The sequence below is a fragment of the Blautia sp. MCC283 genome (genome assembly GCF_018785565.1).
Lineage (GTDB): Bacteria > Bacillota > Clostridia > Lachnospirales > Lachnospiraceae > Blautia_A.
In genome coordinates this window covers 125,346-140,459 of the sequence record NZ_WQQB01000008.1, presented here as the reverse complement: position 1 = coordinate 140,459, position 15,114 = coordinate 125,346, and the positions used below count along the sequence as shown (strand labels likewise).

General features: G+C 43.8%; 17 protein-coding genes and 1 tRNA gene. 4 read left to right on the top strand and 14 right to left on the bottom strand.

Annotation, left to right across the window (positions count from 1 at the left end; genetic code table 11):
* Nucleotides 1-131: 131 nt before the first annotated feature.
* The 12 genes from GPK81_RS02820 to GPK81_RS02765 all read right to left on the bottom strand — a co-directional run bounded on the left by GPK81_RS02820 (nt 132) and on the right by GPK81_RS02765 (nt 9,890).
* Entirely contained in the window at nt 132-1,583 is a 1,452-nt protein-coding gene (locus GPK81_RS02820; protein ID WP_215706499.1) for a DUF6382 domain-containing protein, read from the bottom strand.
* Nucleotide 1,584: 1 nt separating this feature from the next.
* Entirely contained in the window at nt 1,585-2,016 is a 432-nt protein-coding gene (locus tag GPK81_RS02815; RefSeq protein WP_242997086.1) for a TadE family protein, read from the bottom strand.
* Complete coding sequence (locus GPK81_RS02810; protein WP_330384652.1) at nt 2,013-2,405, bottom strand: prepilin peptidase; 393 nt, start codon at nt 2,403-2,405, stop codon at nt 2,013-2,015. The genes GPK81_RS02815 and GPK81_RS02810 overlap by 4 nt, the downstream gene beginning before the upstream one ends.
* Before the next feature lie 35 nt (nt 2,406-2,440).
* A complete protein-coding gene (locus GPK81_RS02805; protein ID WP_021977361.1) occupies nt 2,441-3,217 on the bottom strand; it encodes a TadE/TadG family type IV pilus assembly protein in 777 nt (258 codons plus the stop codon).
* Nucleotides 3,218-3,235: 18 nt separating this feature from the next.
* Nucleotides 3,236-4,726: a DUF5702 domain-containing protein gene (locus tag GPK81_RS02800; protein WP_243003839.1), complete on the bottom strand. Its 1,491-nt coding sequence runs from the start codon at nt 4,724-4,726 to the stop codon at nt 3,236-3,238.
* A gap of 56 nt (nt 4,727-4,782) precedes the next feature.
* Complete coding sequence (locus tag GPK81_RS02795; RefSeq protein ID WP_021977359.1) at nt 4,783-4,962, bottom strand: Flp1 family type IVb pilin; 180 nt, start codon at nt 4,960-4,962, stop codon at nt 4,783-4,785.
* A 34-nt stretch (nt 4,963-4,996) separates the two neighbouring features.
* Nucleotides 4,997-6,028: a type II secretion system F family protein gene (locus GPK81_RS02790; protein ID WP_119248241.1), complete on the bottom strand. Its 1,032-nt coding sequence runs from the start codon at nt 6,026-6,028 to the stop codon at nt 4,997-4,999.
* A gap of 9 nt (nt 6,029-6,037) precedes the next feature.
* Nucleotides 6,038-6,820, bottom strand: a complete 783-nt coding sequence (locus GPK81_RS02785) for a type II secretion system F family protein (RefSeq protein WP_118071302.1) — start codon at nt 6,818-6,820, stop codon at nt 6,038-6,040.
* Nucleotides 6,817-8,007: a CpaF family protein gene (locus GPK81_RS02780; protein WP_215706498.1), complete on the bottom strand. Its 1,191-nt coding sequence runs from the start codon at nt 8,005-8,007 to the stop codon at nt 6,817-6,819. The genes GPK81_RS02785 and GPK81_RS02780 overlap by 4 nt, the downstream gene beginning before the upstream one ends.
* On the bottom strand, nt 8,004-9,017 hold the full coding sequence (locus tag GPK81_RS02775) for a hypothetical protein (RefSeq protein WP_118071303.1): 1,014 nt from the start codon (nt 9,015-9,017) through the stop codon (nt 8,004-8,006). Before GPK81_RS02775 ends, GPK81_RS02780 begins: the two co-directional genes overlap by 4 nt.
* Entirely contained in the window at nt 9,014-9,520 is a 507-nt protein-coding gene (locus tag GPK81_RS02770) for an A24 family peptidase (RefSeq protein WP_021977354.1), read from the bottom strand. The genes GPK81_RS02775 and GPK81_RS02770 overlap by 4 nt, the downstream gene beginning before the upstream one ends.
* Before the next feature lie 298 nt (nt 9,521-9,818).
* Nucleotides 9,819-9,890 (bottom strand) — tRNA-Glu (locus GPK81_RS02765).
* A 225-nt stretch (nt 9,891-10,115) separates the two neighbouring features.
* Between GPK81_RS02765 and GPK81_RS02760 the strand changes: the two genes are divergently transcribed.
* The 4 genes from GPK81_RS02760 to GPK81_RS02745 all read left to right on the top strand — a co-directional run bounded on the left by GPK81_RS02760 (nt 10,116) and on the right by GPK81_RS02745 (nt 13,029).
* Complete coding sequence (locus tag GPK81_RS02760; protein ID WP_215706497.1) at nt 10,116-10,742, top strand: SGNH/GDSL hydrolase family protein; 627 nt, start codon at nt 10,116-10,118, stop codon at nt 10,740-10,742.
* A gap of 4 nt (nt 10,743-10,746) precedes the next feature.
* Nucleotides 10,747-11,511, top strand: a complete 765-nt coding sequence (locus tag GPK81_RS02755) for a GNAT family N-acetyltransferase (protein WP_021977352.1) — start codon at nt 10,747-10,749, stop codon at nt 11,509-11,511.
* A gap of 127 nt (nt 11,512-11,638) precedes the next feature.
* Nucleotides 11,639-11,839, top strand: a complete 201-nt coding sequence (locus GPK81_RS02750) for a hypothetical protein (RefSeq protein WP_021977351.1) — start codon at nt 11,639-11,641, stop codon at nt 11,837-11,839.
* A gap of 26 nt (nt 11,840-11,865) precedes the next feature.
* Complete coding sequence (locus GPK81_RS02745) at nt 11,866-13,029, top strand: hypothetical protein (protein WP_118071306.1); 1,164 nt, start codon at nt 11,866-11,868, stop codon at nt 13,027-13,029.
* Here the strand turns inward: GPK81_RS02745 and GPK81_RS02740 are convergent.
* Nucleotides 12,999-13,889 (bottom strand): amidohydrolase family protein, encoded by an 891-nt coding sequence (locus GPK81_RS02740; protein ID WP_118062401.1) that lies wholly within the window; start codon nt 13,887-13,889, stop codon nt 12,999-13,001. The two genes, GPK81_RS02745 and GPK81_RS02740, sit on opposite strands and share 31 nt — an antisense overlap.
* A 5-nt stretch (nt 13,890-13,894) precedes the next feature.
* The gene (locus GPK81_RS02735) at nt 13,895-15,097 is read right to left on the bottom strand and encodes an alanyl-tRNA editing protein (RefSeq protein ID WP_256441802.1); all 1,203 of its coding nucleotides are present in this window, start codon (nt 15,095-15,097) and stop codon (nt 13,895-13,897) included.
* Between the last annotated feature and the right edge of the window lie 17 nt (nt 15,098-15,114).

Sequence of the window (15,114 nt, the reverse complement as noted above, 5' to 3'; positions counted from 1 at the left end):
TTTCTGTAACATCTCCGGAAAATCATTTCCAGTTTGTGGTCAGTTTATTGGACTATTTTATCAGATTTTCATTATATAAACAACCTGCGGTCTTCTATATAATACGACATAAACCCTGTTTTTTCGCTTTGTTATCTCAAAAAAATATAGCGGGCCTGTGCAAAATCTACTTCATCCTCATCTTTCAATAGATGTTCTTCTCCAGCTTTCAACATCTGCCCATTAACAGATGTTCCATTTCTGGAATTCAGATCTGTCAGATAATATTCTCCGTCTCTTTTTCTGATCTTGGCATGAATCCGGCTGACCGTAGGCATATTGATCACAGCGTCTGATGCTGTCTCCAGTTTTCCGATCACAACAATCTCCTGTTCAAGATATATCGTTGCCAGTTCTCCCGGTTCACGGCTTACCAGTGTGGCCGGACCCTTCACCAAGCCTGACGTAAGAACCATGGTTTCTCCGAATCCCTCTTCTGCCTCTCTTATCATTTCCTGTTTTTCTCCGTGTTTCTTTGATGTTTTTTCCATTTTCTCTTCCCATTCCGTTTTTATTCCTTCCTCTATATCCGTATCCATATTCTTTTCTTCTGAATATGCAGAATCTTTTTTCACAGAATTTTTCTTTTCTGATATTTTCACCGGAAGATCCTGTTCTTTCCTGGAAAATCTTTTTATCAGCCAGAAAGATAACATCCCCAGGATCATTATTCCCAGAACTCCACACAGAAAAATTTCAGTGCTTACCCTGGGCAGGTATCCTGTTGCCATTCCCATGGCAGCTCCCAGCAGAACCAGAACAGCTGCCGCAAATCCCGCTGCTTTTTTCCCTATATCTGTTTTCTTTTCTGCATCCTCTTTCGACTTTTTCTTTTTTCTCTTTCCTGCCTTTTTTGATTTTTCTGCTTCTGCTTCAGAGTCCCGTTCCCAGTTTTCCATATCCCACAATTCTTCCTGTTCTTTCTCCGATGTTACTTCCTTCTGTACTGATACAGTTGCCTGTTTTTTTTCATATGCTTCAAAATCTTCCTGATTTCCATTGCTTACTTTATACAATTCTTCCTTGATATATTCCAGATGAAAGCTGTCCTCCAGTGCCCTTCTGTATACACTGTACCCCAGCATAACTGCCTTTCCATCCTCATGATCCAGTTTTGGAAGAAGATATTCTGCAAGATTCTGAAACTGCTCCTGTATCTCTCCATGAAATCCGGGCATATAGCAAAAGCGAACATTGTTCTTTTCCGCGTCCAGATAAATATATTCCGGCTCCAGGATCAGCTGACAGGGATTCAGAAGATATTCCGACATCGCTTCCATCACCTGAATAAAACCGCCAAGAATTACCTGAAGTTCTTCCATTCCGATTTTTCTGTTTTCGAAAAGTGCAGTCATCGAATGTCTGGAAGTCACATCATAATACACCATAAATTTTCCATCGATTCCCTGAATACGGCATTGCAGAAGATCAGGTACCACATTTGCCACAATCATCCTCACCTGATAAGAATCCGTATTAATCGTATCTTCTCCTGTCAGTATCAGATAATTATGATTCATATCTCTTTTATATTCTGATCTCATTTTAATTTTTCACCTCTTTCAGCGCATCTGCCGCTCCCTTTATCCTGCGTATCCATCCTACAGGACGTAACGGTTTCGCTGTTCCGCTGACTGTAATATTCCATTTTTGTCCGAGAAACCCTGCCGGTATCTCCATACGATAAGTTACCTGCACATTTTTTCCCGCATTTGTCTGCATACTCAGGTTTTCCCCTCCAGGCAGTCCCTGGCTTCCAAGCATCCGTCCCTGAATATCCGCTGTCTCATATATATTTGCTTCTTTTTTATATCCTTCCATACTGCCACTTACTGCCGCCTCATATGCAGCTGCTGTCAACCACGCCCTGTTATGTACAAAAAAATCCAGATACAACATACTCATAATAACCGTGAGCAATAACGGCATCAGCAGTGCCGCTTCCAACGTAAAACTTCCTTTTTTCAGTTTTTTCACAAAAATACACCTCCAAGATATCCTGCAAGCAAAAATGGTACAAACGGTATTTCAATATCCCTCTGTTTTTTTAACACGAGAAGCTGAATTCCGGAATATATCCCACACAGCAAAAGCGCAGCAAAAAGTATTCCGATCAGCTCTCCTGCTGTCATCACAGACCCCATTGCTATTATAAGGAGACCGTCTCCTGCTCCGATCTCTCCTCCTGTGAGCGCAGATATTATTGCGGCAAATATCCCGATTCCCATTGAAATCAGCCCATCCGGCCACAAACTTCCTTCTGTTATCCTCCACAATATACCTCCCGCCAGGAACAGACAAAACACCGGAAAACAAATCTCTTTTTTCCGGATATCTGTCCATGTATTAATTCCAAGAAATGCCATCATACATATTTCGCCTCTGCTCATAGCTTCTCCTCTCATCCACAACGTCCACACGCACTCATTTCTCCGGATACTTCCGATTCTTTCACCATACGGACAGATCGTTTCAATGCACTGCAGCTTTCTCTGTTATGAAAACGATTGCTCTTTTTTGTGATATATACAACACCTGCGGGTTCCTGACCACGGCTACACAGTTCACATGCCTGATACTTTTCGCCGTATGTATTTTTCATATTTTTCACAGCTGATCCTGATACCTGCTGTACCGACAGATTCAGATAGCTGCATCCCAGTTTTCTGTGATATACAGTTCCTGACTCTGTGACATATACCATTGGCTGATTTTCTGCCGCCGTGTTTTCTTCTTCATATTTCACACCTGTCCACGCATGAACTTTTACTGTATTGTGGAACCAGACCCTTGGTAACGGCAGTAAACCGCCTACAGGCTGGCAGGAATATACATCTGGCAATACGATATTCTCCGCTCCGGAATTACCGGCTCCATATGCATACATTCCCGCCTCCTTGGCCTTCTGGCACAATTCTGTCAGATGCTCTGTCTGCACTTTATAAATATCCATAAACGAGATCAAAGTGATCACACCAAACAAAAATATCGGAAGAACCAGAGCAGCTTCCACGGTAAGACTTGCCCTTTTCAAAAAGGTGCACAGGGATGCCTTTCCAGAAAGTGGTTTCCTGCTCATCGGGGAAAGCAGAAAAAACCTTCTCGGAGAGCGCCTTTCTCTTTTCTGATCCAGTCTGTTTATCTGATTTTTATCTTCTTTTTCTTTCTGAAAAAGCATCCCTGTACACCTCTCTTTCTATTCATATGCATACTGTCGTGTGACTGTAAATGTTTTCTTGTTATTTGCTTTTACATCTGCAGAAGCTTCCAGGGCAACAATACAGTGATCCATCCGAAATCCCGGTCTTTTCCCTTTTTCGCGGATCGAACATTCAATCATATCCATTCCTCTTATCACCTTTTCCTGCTTTCCCTTGGCAATAAGAAGCACACGCAGATAATCTTCATAGGACATTCCCCCTTTAGAGTCTTTCCTCGATGTGTCCAGATGATCCAGAATGTGAGACAGGTTGCTTAATGACAACTGCCAGTCTGACGCATTTTTTACAAGAGGAACATGACCGCCCGCAAAAAGTTCCCGGACATCCAGTACGCTCTCCGCAAAAGCCCAGCATACGAGCAATGCCGCTTCGATCACTGCAGCTGCCGGCGGAACCAGAAAGCTGGATGCGATCGCCAGTGACAATGTCTCCAGCTGAATTCGTTTTCCTCCATCAGCTAATAGATGTGCCATATTAACGCCCTGCCGGATCAGGAGAAGTTTTGCAGCTACAGATTTGAGATTTTCTCTGTCACTGTTTTTTCCACCAAGAATATATTCCACCTGATAATTCAGCCCTGATGCAGCCGGCTTTCGGTAATTTCCCAGTTTTTTCAGTAGATACTGTCCGAAAAGAATTCCCGAAGTGTACGAATTATCGGTCTGTATGCCGGAATCCATCAGCATTCCTGTTTGAAGCGTTCTTCCAGATGTCAGTGTTCTTTTGTCCGTAACAGCATCTGAAATCCCACGTTCTGTCGGAACTACCAGATCGATCAGTCCCATTTTTCGTACTCTTCGAATCACAGGAATAGGATTTTCCACATCTTTGTTTACACCACCGGTAAAATCTTCACTGCTTCCTCCATCTCCAAAATCGCCCGAATCTTTCTGATTTTCCTGGTTCTTTTCGGCTTCTTCACTTTTCTGTGCAGCATCCGAAATCTCTGAGTCATAAGAATTCATTGTATCTTCATTTTCCGCCTGCTCTCCTTTTCGTTCTGCTGCTTCTGTTTTCTCTTCCTGGTCCTGTAATTTTCCAAGAAGGATCTGTACCCCCTGACTTCCCAGTGTTTCACGCATATATCTGACCGCCTGCCCAAAAAACACTTCGCCGTTTCCATCAGTCAGCATACGATATCCGTTAAAGCCACCCTGCAGAAGTTCCAGTTTCTGGCTGTTCTGTTTTAACACAGGCTTCATATAGGACTGAAAATTCTCATATACGGATGCCATATCCGGTTCCTCTTTCCCGCCTGCATATAATGCAAACAGGTCATAATCCTCCAGAAGTGTCCGGTCATACTGTCCGAACAGAGAATACAGACCGATATCCATACTGTTCAGGATCTGCGTTCTGGCAGCTGACATGCGTACTGATTCAATACTTGCGCTTACAAGAGACAGGATCAGACTTAAGATCAGTGCCAGAAAAATCGTGATACTGCCCTTTTTCACTGTTTTCACCAAGAGGGTACTCTCCTTTCCAAAACGTCAGGATATTCTACCGTTTTTTCTTATTCTCAGATTGCATTACTTTGTTTTGTGATTTTTGCAAGAATTTTTTTGACAAGAGCGGTAAGCTGTTCCTTAAAGATGACGACCAGACTGATCAGAACCACCAGAATCAGGATAATTTCCACAACTCCTACCGCATCTTCTTCTATCGCAAATTCTTTCACACATCTCCATATATTTTTCATTTGTCACCTCGCATTTCTGTTGCCCTGTGCTTTTTTATCCTCCATAAAAGGAAAGACCCGCAGGCAGCATAATTACTGCCATTACCACCAGCAGCATCAGTACCATTGGCAAAAGCAGTTTCGTTGCTGCCGCTTCGCCAAGTACTCTTGCTTTTCTTTTTCTTTCTTCCCATGCTTCCACAGATTCTTTTTCCAGCAGATCCGACAGATGCCTGCTTCCTTTCTGAAGATTCTGGATCAGCAGTGTTGCAAGTGTTTTATATTTTACCTGTCCACATCGCTCTCCAAATCTTCGATATGCCTCTGCCTCAGAAATTCCACTGTCCATTTCATAACATGTTGTCCGGATTTCTTCATAAGCCGCCCGCTCTTTTCCATTTTCTTTTTTTCCATAGTCCAGAGCGATCTTCTGAAATGCCTTTCTTGCAGTTAAACCAGCCTGTACCAGAAGTGTAAATTTCATGATCAGACCGGGATAATCCATCAGCATCTGCTCTTTTCTTTTTGCCTGAACAGTCTGCTTTTCCCTCTCTTTGCCAATTACCACCGCAAGTGCGGCTACCAGGCCAAGTGCGGCGATCAGATTTCCTTTCGTATCTTTCGGCTGCTCCCATTCCAGATGTTTTCCATTCCACGTATCCGGGAGATAATAATATTCCGGATCATTCTTTTTCTGGTTATACTGTGCGATCATATCCTGCAGTTCTTTCTCGCGCTGCTGTTCTTCGCTCAGTTCTTTTTCCGGCTCTGTCTCTTCTCCGGTATCTTCCGTTTCTTTCTCCGGTACCTGTACATACAGAGAACCAGATTCTTTTCCGTCTACAGATACTATGAATTTCTCTTCGTAAGCACCTGTCTCCTCTTTTTCCATACGGTAACCGGATGAATACACCGTGCCTCCTCCACTTTGTAATGTCAGGAGCATTCCGACGATGTTTCCGGCAAGTGCCACCAGGATAAAAAGTTTCTGTCTTTCCGTATTTTCTGCCCATGGCGGAAGCCGCCCCAGTTTTCCGGCAAGAACTGCCCCCAGAATAACCATAAATATCACAATATGTACCCACATCTCACACACCTACACTTCTATATCTACAATTTTCACACCCAGCCAGTATGACAACCCATAGATTCCCATACATACTGTCATTGCACAGATACCAAAAGGATTTCCATAAAGCACATCCAGAAATCCTGGCGATGTCAGTTTCAGATAACAGATGATTCCTGCCGGCATAATGCTCATAACCATCTGTTCTGCTTTTTTTGTAGCCAGTGTTGCCTCAATTTCTTTTTTAACTTCAATCTTGTCTCCAAGCATTCGTGCTACTTTCTGAAGCACCTGTGTCATATCTCCTCCTGTCCGTTTCGCGGTATAAAATACTGCCGCAAAATTTTCAATATCTTCCACTCCACTGCGCTTTCCCAGGTCCAGAAATAATTCTTCAACCGGAACGCTTAAACGCAGCTGACTTTCGATATAGCGGAATTCATCCAGAATATCACTTCCTTTTTCATAAAGTCTTGCCAGATCCTTCACTGTAGCACGTACCGCGTTTTCTGCGGAATACCCTGCCTGCACCGCCACATTCATAGACGTCAGTGCATCACGGAACTGATAATTCAGATTTCTTTTCTGGCGAACAATGCATTTCTTTTTCTGTATTTTCAGAAAAAGTACCGGCAGGGGAAGCATAAACAGCAGTACCAGCAGGCTCTGATAAAACAGATAATCGACTGCTGCGCAGATGACAGCTCCTTCCAGAAGATATTTCGCTGCTTCTTTCACCGTAAATTGATACTTCCTGTAATCTTTCCTCGTAAATTCCCATTTCTGATTCTTTCCTTTCTGCTTTTTCATAATCTGATTCCCGCCCGTTCCATTTTTTCACGATGTAAAAGTTCTCCGGCCTTTACAAGCCCTTTTCCTTCTTCCCAACGGTAAAGAGGTCTGGTCTGAATCTCTCCGTTCTGGAATCCACACACCTCTGTAACTTCCAGCAGTTTTCTGCTTCTGTCCCTCATACGTCCGAGATGTACCAGAATATCCACCCCTGATGCAATCTGTCGCCGTATTGCTTCCAGCGGAAGATCAATTCCCATCAGTGTCATTGTTTCAATTCTGGACAACATATCACGGCTGCTGTTTGCATGAAGTGTGGAAAGACTCCCATCATGGCCAGTATTCAGACTCTGCAGCATATCCATGGCCTCTCCGCCTCGTACTTCTCCGACTATTATCCGGTCCGGCCTCATTCGAAGAGCCGATTTGATCAGATCACGAATTGTTACAGATACAGCCCCTGTCATATTCGCCATCTTTGCTTCCAGACACACAAGATTGTCAATTCCTCGGATCTTAAGTTCCGCATTATCTTCAATTGTGATCAGTCGTTCATCTTTCGGGATATATTCCGCAACAGCACCAAGAAAGGTTGTTTTTCCGCTGCCTGTACCACCACCGATCACAATGGAATATCTGGCCTGCACCAGTTTTTTCAGAAATTGTGCACATTCCTCTGTAATACTACCCAAAGAAATCAGCTTTTCCATAGTTATCGGATCGTCAGGAAAACGCCGGATCGTCAGGATCGGACCATTTAACGCTACCGGATAAACAACTACATTGACACGTGCGCCGTTTTCCAGTCTTGCATCCACAATCGGCATGGATTCATTTACAACACGGTTACACCTCCCCACAATCTGCTGTATCACGTCCTCCAGCTTTTCTTTCGAGGTGAAAGTTTTATTCCATCTGGTAAGTTTTCCGGCCCTCTCCACAAAGATATTGTCCGGTCCGTTTACCATGATCTCCGTTATGCTTTCATCTTCGATCAGTTCCTGTAGAACATCCAGCTTTCGCACAGAACAGAACAGTTCCTGCCGAAGCCCCACTTTTTCTTTCAGGGAAAAAAACAACTCTTTTGACTGATTCAGTATCAGTTCATCGATCACCTCCAGGATTTCCTCATCAGACAGTTCCCTGGATACATCCAGCTGCTCCATAAGCAGATCATGTATTTCTCTGAATTTTTCTCTGTTCATGACCGCTCCTTTCTCAGAAGACTACGGATATAATCTCCCAGTTCACTCCAGACCAGCTGTTCTACATAAGTCTCGGAAGATATGTTATCCATATGAAAAGGCAAATGCACTTTTTCTGTTTTTTCCAGAATTTTTTCTTTATTCCAGATCTTCAGCAGATTTTCAAACTGCGTCATTTTGCATACAGAAACTGTATCATTCAGGACCGGCATATAAATTCTGCTGCACAGATCCAGAAGCTGAAAATTTTCATCTACATTTCCTCCCATATCCAGGATCAGCACTTCGTAGGAACTGTGCAACGTTATTTCCTGCAGAAGACGTTCCCAGTCTTCCCAGCATACCGTACGGATATCTGAAGGCATCCGCACAGGAGGTATAAAGTCCAGATTATTGATCGTCTGGATCATTCCGTTCATCCTGTGGATCAGATTCTCGTTTCCCTGTCTTACATAGTAAAAAAGATCGCTCAGATTCGTGGAAAATGATTTCCCAAGCAGTTCTTCAAATCCGGAATACTCTTCAAGATTCAAATAAAGAACAGCTCGTTCTCTGGCCAAAATCTGTCCAAGCGCAAGAGAAAACGATGTCTTCAGACATCTTCCAAGGGGTGAAAAAACACCTACGATCTCCATTGTTTTCTTCAGGGCCGGAAACGCTACCGGATTCAGCACTTTCTCTTCTCCATAACAGGCCATTACTTCCCGTATTACATCTGCAGAAGACTGGTATTTATACACACTTGAATACTGATCCAGTTCCGGTGGGTGTACTCCCTCCGAAAGAATGATGATCTTCCCTATTCCGATCTCACGGATTTCTTTCCGCATAGCCTTATCGGAAATCAGCAGCAACTCAATATGATTTTCTTTTCCATAGGCAAGCAGACTCTCCGCTGTTGTAAATGCCTGGATTTCAAAAGGAAGATTTCTTTTCTGGTTCAGATAGTCCATGAAATTGAATGCATAATCCACCTCCAGATCACAGACTGCAAATATGTTTTTCTTCAATACACACCTCCTGCATAAAGCAATGCACTCAAAAAGATCGGCACTGTAAAATGAAAATTCTCCGGATGCTTCATTCCTTTTCTGTAATAAGGACGGATTTCGCCTGTACAGTAAAATTCATTCATATACTGATATAAATAGAGGATTCGCTGGCGGATACCGCCTGTAGAAATAAGAATTGCCAGAGAAATGCCTGCACCTGCAAGCAATGAATAAACGATACATTCTGTAACTGTCCGTGGACCCATGATTCCACCCAGAGCACACAAAATCTTAACATCTCCCGCTCCAAGCATCCGGAATATAAACAGAATTCCGAGAAGAATAAGTGGAACTGCTGCTCCTGTCAGGAATATGATCATGCCTTTCGGCCCCTTTTCCAAAAGCTGTAGTAAAAAACCTGCCATAATCGAAAAAAGTACCCAGCTATTATCCACAGCTTCCTCTCTGAGATCCATCCAGACGGCCATCGCAGAGATTACTACGGATAAAAAACCACCCAAAGATATACATGCCTCCTTCCATAAAATATATGTTTATTCAGTTATCATAAATGTGGAATTTCCCGCCTGACCTGGCGGTGATCGATACCAGAAGATCTCTGGTGAAACTTATTATAGGATTCTTAAAAGCTTTTGTCCAGCATTTTCGTTCGACAAATTCTGACATTCGGACAGATCTCTGCAACACACCTCTGCGCCGGATATCCTGATGACATTTTTGATGACACCCTGGTTCTTTAACGCTTTTCAAACAACGAAAAAAGCAGTTAGAATAAGGTTTCTAACTGCTTTCAGCTAATAGCCAGTACGGGAATCGAACCCGTGTTTCCGCCGTGAGAGGGCGGCGTCTTAGCCCCTTGACCAACTGGCCATGTTCATTTGTTTCTGTCGTTTAAGTTGTTTCCCTCAACCGACTTCGTTAGTATATAACACTTCTTTTCAAAATGCAAGTACTTTTTTTAATTTTTTTAAAAAAATTTCATGTTTTTCACGTTTATTCGTTTTTTACCCATTTTCCGATATTTCATGCGCTTGACCACTGTGAGTGTAAGTGCTACTATCAAAGCACGAAATGTTACAGAAAGAAGGAACTTTTATGCCCCGTCTCCTGTGTCTTGGCGACAGTATCACAGACTGTGGACGGCTTTTTTCCACGGATCCTCTGGGAAATGGCTATGTGAAGATTCTCTCCGGCCTGCTCTGCAACACCGGGAATGATTTTTCCATCGAAAACAGAGGAATTGATGGTTTTACCCTGGAACGGCTTCTTCAGAACATGGATTCCTGGCTGGAAGCCTCTGATCCGGATATTGTTACTGTGCTGATCGGAATCAACGATATTGGAATCATGATGAACACCCGCCGTTCGTCCGCACAACAGCAGGATTTAATGGAAATATTCGCAGCCCGGTATGAACAGCTTGCCCGAAAGCTCTCCGGCACAGGCTCCCGGAAACGGAAGCTTTTTTTCCTGGAGCCATTTGTTTTCCCATGGCCACGCTGCTACGCTTCCTGGTTCCCCCTTCTTTCTCAGATGTCCGTCCATATCCGAACAATCAGTCAAAAATACGGCGCCGTTTTTGTCCCGCTGCAAGACGATCTGCATCAGAAAGCTTCTCTGCATGGAATGTCAGCCATAACGGAAGACGGCATTCATCTTACCAGGCAGGGACACCGGATTCTGGCTGAAAAACTTTATACATTGATTACAGCAGAAAGGTAATGTTATGGAAAAAGCAATCAAAAAAATTGAAGATATGTCACTGAATGCATGGCCCTCCCATAAAATGGAACTTTATGACGGATGGATTCTACGTTTTTCTTACTTTTATACTCACAGAACCAACAGCGTGGAACAGTTTGGAACGTCCACCCTTCCATGGCGGGAAAAAATCCCCTACTGCGAGCAGGTCTATAAGCGCCTTGGAACTCCTGCGATCTTCAAGATCAGTCCACTTGTATCTCAGGATTTTGACTACATGCTGGAAAACCGTGGCTATTCCATTCAGCATGTGACCAATGTCATGACTGTAGATCTGGCCCAGGCTGTTCTGGACACGCCTGTCACCGATGTGCTCTTTACCAATGAAATTCCTGATTTCTGGATCCACAGTCTTTTTGACCTGAAAAAAACTACGAATCCGATCCACAGGAGTGTGGTTCCTTCCATGTACCGTGCAATTCTTAAAGAAACCGTCTGTGCTTCCATCACAAAAAACGGCCAGATCATTGCCACAGGGCTTGGAATTCTGGATCGTGATTATATTGGTATCTATGCGATCCATGTGCGTGAAGATTACCGCCGCAGAGGATACGCCCGTCAGATCTGCACCGGTCTACTTAATGAAGGCAAAAAAAGAGGCGCAAGCCACGCCTATCTCCAGGTGGTAAAGAACAATGATTCCGCTGAAAAGCTTTACAGTTCTCTTGGTTTCCGGTATTTTTACACTTACTGGTTCCGCGTCCAGCCTGTTGGAACACGCTTTCAGTAAATACGGGGATTTTCCAAAAATCCCTGTAGAAATCAAAAAATCTTTTTGCTATAATACTTTTAACATGTATAAAATCTTTCCTGCTTTCATATACTGATCCTTATCAATCAATAAGGAGACTGATCCCATGAATGATCCGCAGGAAAAAAACACAAAAAATCCCTATCATATTAATTACAAAAATTATCTGGATACCAATGCCTGTACTGAATGCACGGGTCTGATCAACCATGGAATAGACAGCCGTGAGCAATGGGAATCCTTCCGCCAGATCTTTGATTTTATGCCGGTACCGGAATCCCAGGACCTTACAGATAAACAGGACTGACCGTTATCCCAGGTCGGAGGACACAAATGAAAAAACTGTCTGCTGCATGTATGATTCTGGGCCTTTCCCTGTTTGTGGGCGGCTGCAGCAATGATCAGATCGATGATCACATTATTTCCCTTCAGGATAAAATTTCAGATGCCACATCTTCAGATCCCACCTCCCGGGAAGCATCGGATTCTTCCCTGGAAGAACGGGTTTATATGGATGAAATTACCGGCACACTGCAGAATTTTGACGGCACAAATATGACTATTTCCAGCGACGGAGAAACTTATGTATTTGACGTTTCCAGGACAAGACTGGAATGTAAATACGGTGTTGTATTCAGCGACCAGGTCAGCGTAATCTATCAGGGGCAGCTTTCCGGAACAGATATCAGCACCATTTCTCCGATCAAAGTAACTGACAAATATCATAACGAAACCCCTCTGGAAAATCGCACACTGAAGGGAAAAGTAAAAAAACTTACTTCCAATGCACTCGTTATCGTTACAGAAAAAGGAAATACCGTAACTTTTCCTGTCACCGGTGTCAGACAATACTATAAAAAAGGAATCAAAGCCGGCAGGTGGGTCTATGTCCATTTTCGCGGCAAATTCATTAACGAAACCATAGTTGGTGATAAACAGTACGATGGCAGTTTCACAAAAGTAATCAGTGTCTCTGATACCGATCCACTGAAAGTACCTGCGGCAACTCCCACCCCTTCTCCGGCACCGAAGAAAAAAGAACAGCATCTCCGGGCAAAAATTGTAAGTGTCAGCACCAGTACCATGACTGTTGTCCCTCAGACTACGGGGTCGGAACTGACTGTTCCACTCACTTCTGTTCCTGTATACTTTAAAGGCGGCATGGCTCCTGGTTCTTATGTAAATATTATTTATACCGGTAAATTTAATGGGGAATCCACTAACGGCATGAAAATCCGCGGAATTACAGGTGAAGATCCGGATACACTTTCTATCCGCAATATTTCTTCCACTGTAACCGGTACAATCCTCGGTACAACCGCCAATACTGTGCTGATCCAGACTTATGATGGAGTAAAAATCCTCTGCAGCCGTGAAAATGTCCAGGATCTTTCCACAAGCGGAATGGAAGAAGGTGCGGATCTCCGGGTTACCTTTAACCCTGCGAAATCACGCACCTCCAATATTTATACCTGTATTAAATTCGAAGACCCGTGACGGAAGAGAGTTCGGATTCTTTCTTCCCCCTCTTCCATCCAGGCGCATACCTCCGGTGTCTCACCCAAAATGTCAAAAAAAGCTCTGCATTCATCTTCCGTACCTTTTCCGTGAAGAACCTTAAATGCACCGGCATCACTGCCTACTGCCACATGCACTTTTTTCCTGAAAGCTTTTTTCAGATTTTCCTCGCCTGTCCGGATAATAGAGGACAGAATCTCATTTTCGAATCTTCCACAATCCATCAGATTCCGGACCGTCACAAGAGTAGGTACCCACACACTTCTGCTGTCTGCCAGCATGGAAAGCGTTTCTTCATCCATGTAATTGGCGTGTTCAATGCTGTCAACACCGGCTTCAACTGCAGCCTGCACTCCATAATTCCCATTGGTATGGCTCATCACTGCAAAGCCTTCTTCATGTGCAATATGTACCATTTCTTTTACTTCTGCCGCTGAAAGCGGAGTTCCCGTGATCTTTCCATGATCCTCAAAATCCAGAAGGCCGGTAGTCATGATCTTGATAAAATCCGCCCCTTCCTCAGCAGCTTCCAGAACCCTGCGGTGATATTCCTTCATATTCGAAAAACTTTTTCCGACAATTTTTCCATAATGCCCTTCTTTATAAATGGCAAAAACCGGCGTGCGGTAATCAATTCCATATTCACCGGCCAGCTGTGCGGTTCTTCTGGAAACACCATAATGATCTCCTCCGTCTCTTACAAAACGGATTCCTCTTTTCTGATATTCCTTAAGATGACTTCGGATCAGCGCATCCTGGGGCCCGTTTTTCTGTGTCTCAACGGCTTTCCGGTAATCGTAGCCGTTAAGAAATATATGTGCATGACATTCTCCAAACATTTTCATCACTGCTCAAAAAATCTTCGAATCTCTTCCTCTGTTGCCTGTACAGATCCCTGTACAAAGAATGGCTTTCCGCCTCCCCGTCCGTTTAATTTTGCATTCATTTCTTTTGTAAACTGGCGGAGATCGCCGTCTTTTTCACCCATTGCGTACTTGAAACTTCCATCTGCATTTCTGGAAAATACCGCACAACAACCCTGGCAGGTCTGTGTCACGGCATCTGCAAGTCTTCGCACACTGTCTGCATCCATTCCATCCATAAAGATGAGAACGCTTCCACTTCCTGCATAGCGCTCTGCCTCTTTCTGACACATATCATCCACCATCTGGCCAACCTGACCTTTCAGGCGGAAATTCTCCTCCTGAAGGCGTTCTACTGCCTGCGCGGTCTTGTCCATCTTTGCGGAAAGTTTTACGGAAATCTGATGGTTCTGGTCATTGACCATATTCAGGTAATCCAGAACACGTTTTCCACAGATCATCTCAATACGGACACCTTCACGGAATTTTTCCACAGAAAGAAGCTTCACCATACCGATCTCTCCGGTATGTGTCACATGGGTTCCGCAACATGCACAGATATCCACGCCCGGAAATTCCACAATACGCACCTGGCCGGTGAGTTCTTTTTTGCTTCGGTAATCAATTTTTTCCAGTTCTTCAGCTGTAGGATATAAGATTTTCACCTCAGTGTCTTCCCAGATCTTTTCATTTGTTTTCTGCTCGATCTCGGCAAGCTGTGTCTCATCCAATGGACCATTCAGGTCTACAGTGATGGTATCGCTGCCCATATGAAAGCCCACATTATCATATCCATAGGCCTCATGGATCAGGCCGCTGACCATATGCTCACCGGAATGCTGCTGCATCAGATCAAATCTTCTTGCCCGGTCGATACGACCCTGTACTTCTGTTCCTGCTTCCAGCGGTTTATCTGTATAATGAAGAAGTTCTCCATCTTTTTCATGTACTTCTTTCACTTTCACGTCGTTCAGATATCCGGCATCACTTGGCTGTCCGCCGCCTTCCGGATAAAAGGCACTCTCGTCCAGAATAATGTGAAAGCCTTTTTTTGCTTCTCTGCACTCCAGGACTTTGGCTGTGAATTCTTTTTTATATACATCTTCATAATATAAGCGTTTTGTCTCTGTCATCTGTCTCATCCTTTCTGCATCTCTGCTTTGACGTTTTATAGTATAGACCAATTTGGGGTTCCCTGCTA

Bases quoted from the DNA above. Each gene is read 5' to 3' on its own strand.
- GPK81_RS02780 (WP_215706498.1), bottom strand. From the start codon at position 8,007: ATGAACAGAGAAAAATTCAGAGAAATACATGATCTGCTTATGGAGCAG.
- GPK81_RS02795 (WP_021977359.1), bottom strand. From the start codon at position 4,962: ATGAAAAATATATGGAGATGTGTGAAAGAATTTGCGATAGAAGAAGAT.
- GPK81_RS02785 (WP_118071302.1), bottom strand. From the start codon at position 6,820: ATGAAAAAGCAGAAAGGAAAGAATCAGAAATGGGAATTTACGAGGAAA.
- GPK81_RS02805 (WP_021977361.1), bottom strand. From the start codon at position 3,217: ATGCTTTTTCAGAAAGAAAAAGAAGATAAAAATCAGATAAACAGACTG.
- GPK81_RS02745 (WP_118071306.1), top strand. From the start codon at position 11,866: ATGAAAAAACTGTCTGCTGCATGTATGATTCTGGGCCTTTCCCTGTTT.
- GPK81_RS02750 (WP_021977351.1), top strand. From the start codon at position 11,639: ATGAATGATCCGCAGGAAAAAAACACAAAAAATCCCTATCATATTAAT.
- GPK81_RS02810 (WP_330384652.1), bottom strand. From the start codon at position 2,405: ATGGCATTTCTTGGAATTAATACATGGACAGATATCCGGAAAAAAGAG.
- GPK81_RS02790 (WP_119248241.1), bottom strand. From the start codon at position 6,028: ATGTGGGTACATATTGTGATATTTATGGTTATTCTGGGGGCAGTTCTT.
- GPK81_RS02755 (WP_021977352.1), top strand. From the start codon at position 10,747: ATGGAAAAAGCAATCAAAAAAATTGAAGATATGTCACTGAATGCATGG.
- GPK81_RS02820 (WP_215706499.1), bottom strand. From the start codon at position 1,583: ATGAGATCAGAATATAAAAGAGATATGAATCATAATTATCTGATACTG.
- GPK81_RS02740 (WP_118062401.1), bottom strand. From the start codon at position 13,889: ATGTTTGGAGAATGTCATGCACATATATTTCTTAACGGCTACGATTAC.
- GPK81_RS02760 (WP_215706497.1), top strand. From the start codon at position 10,116: ATGCCCCGTCTCCTGTGTCTTGGCGACAGTATCACAGACTGTGGACGG.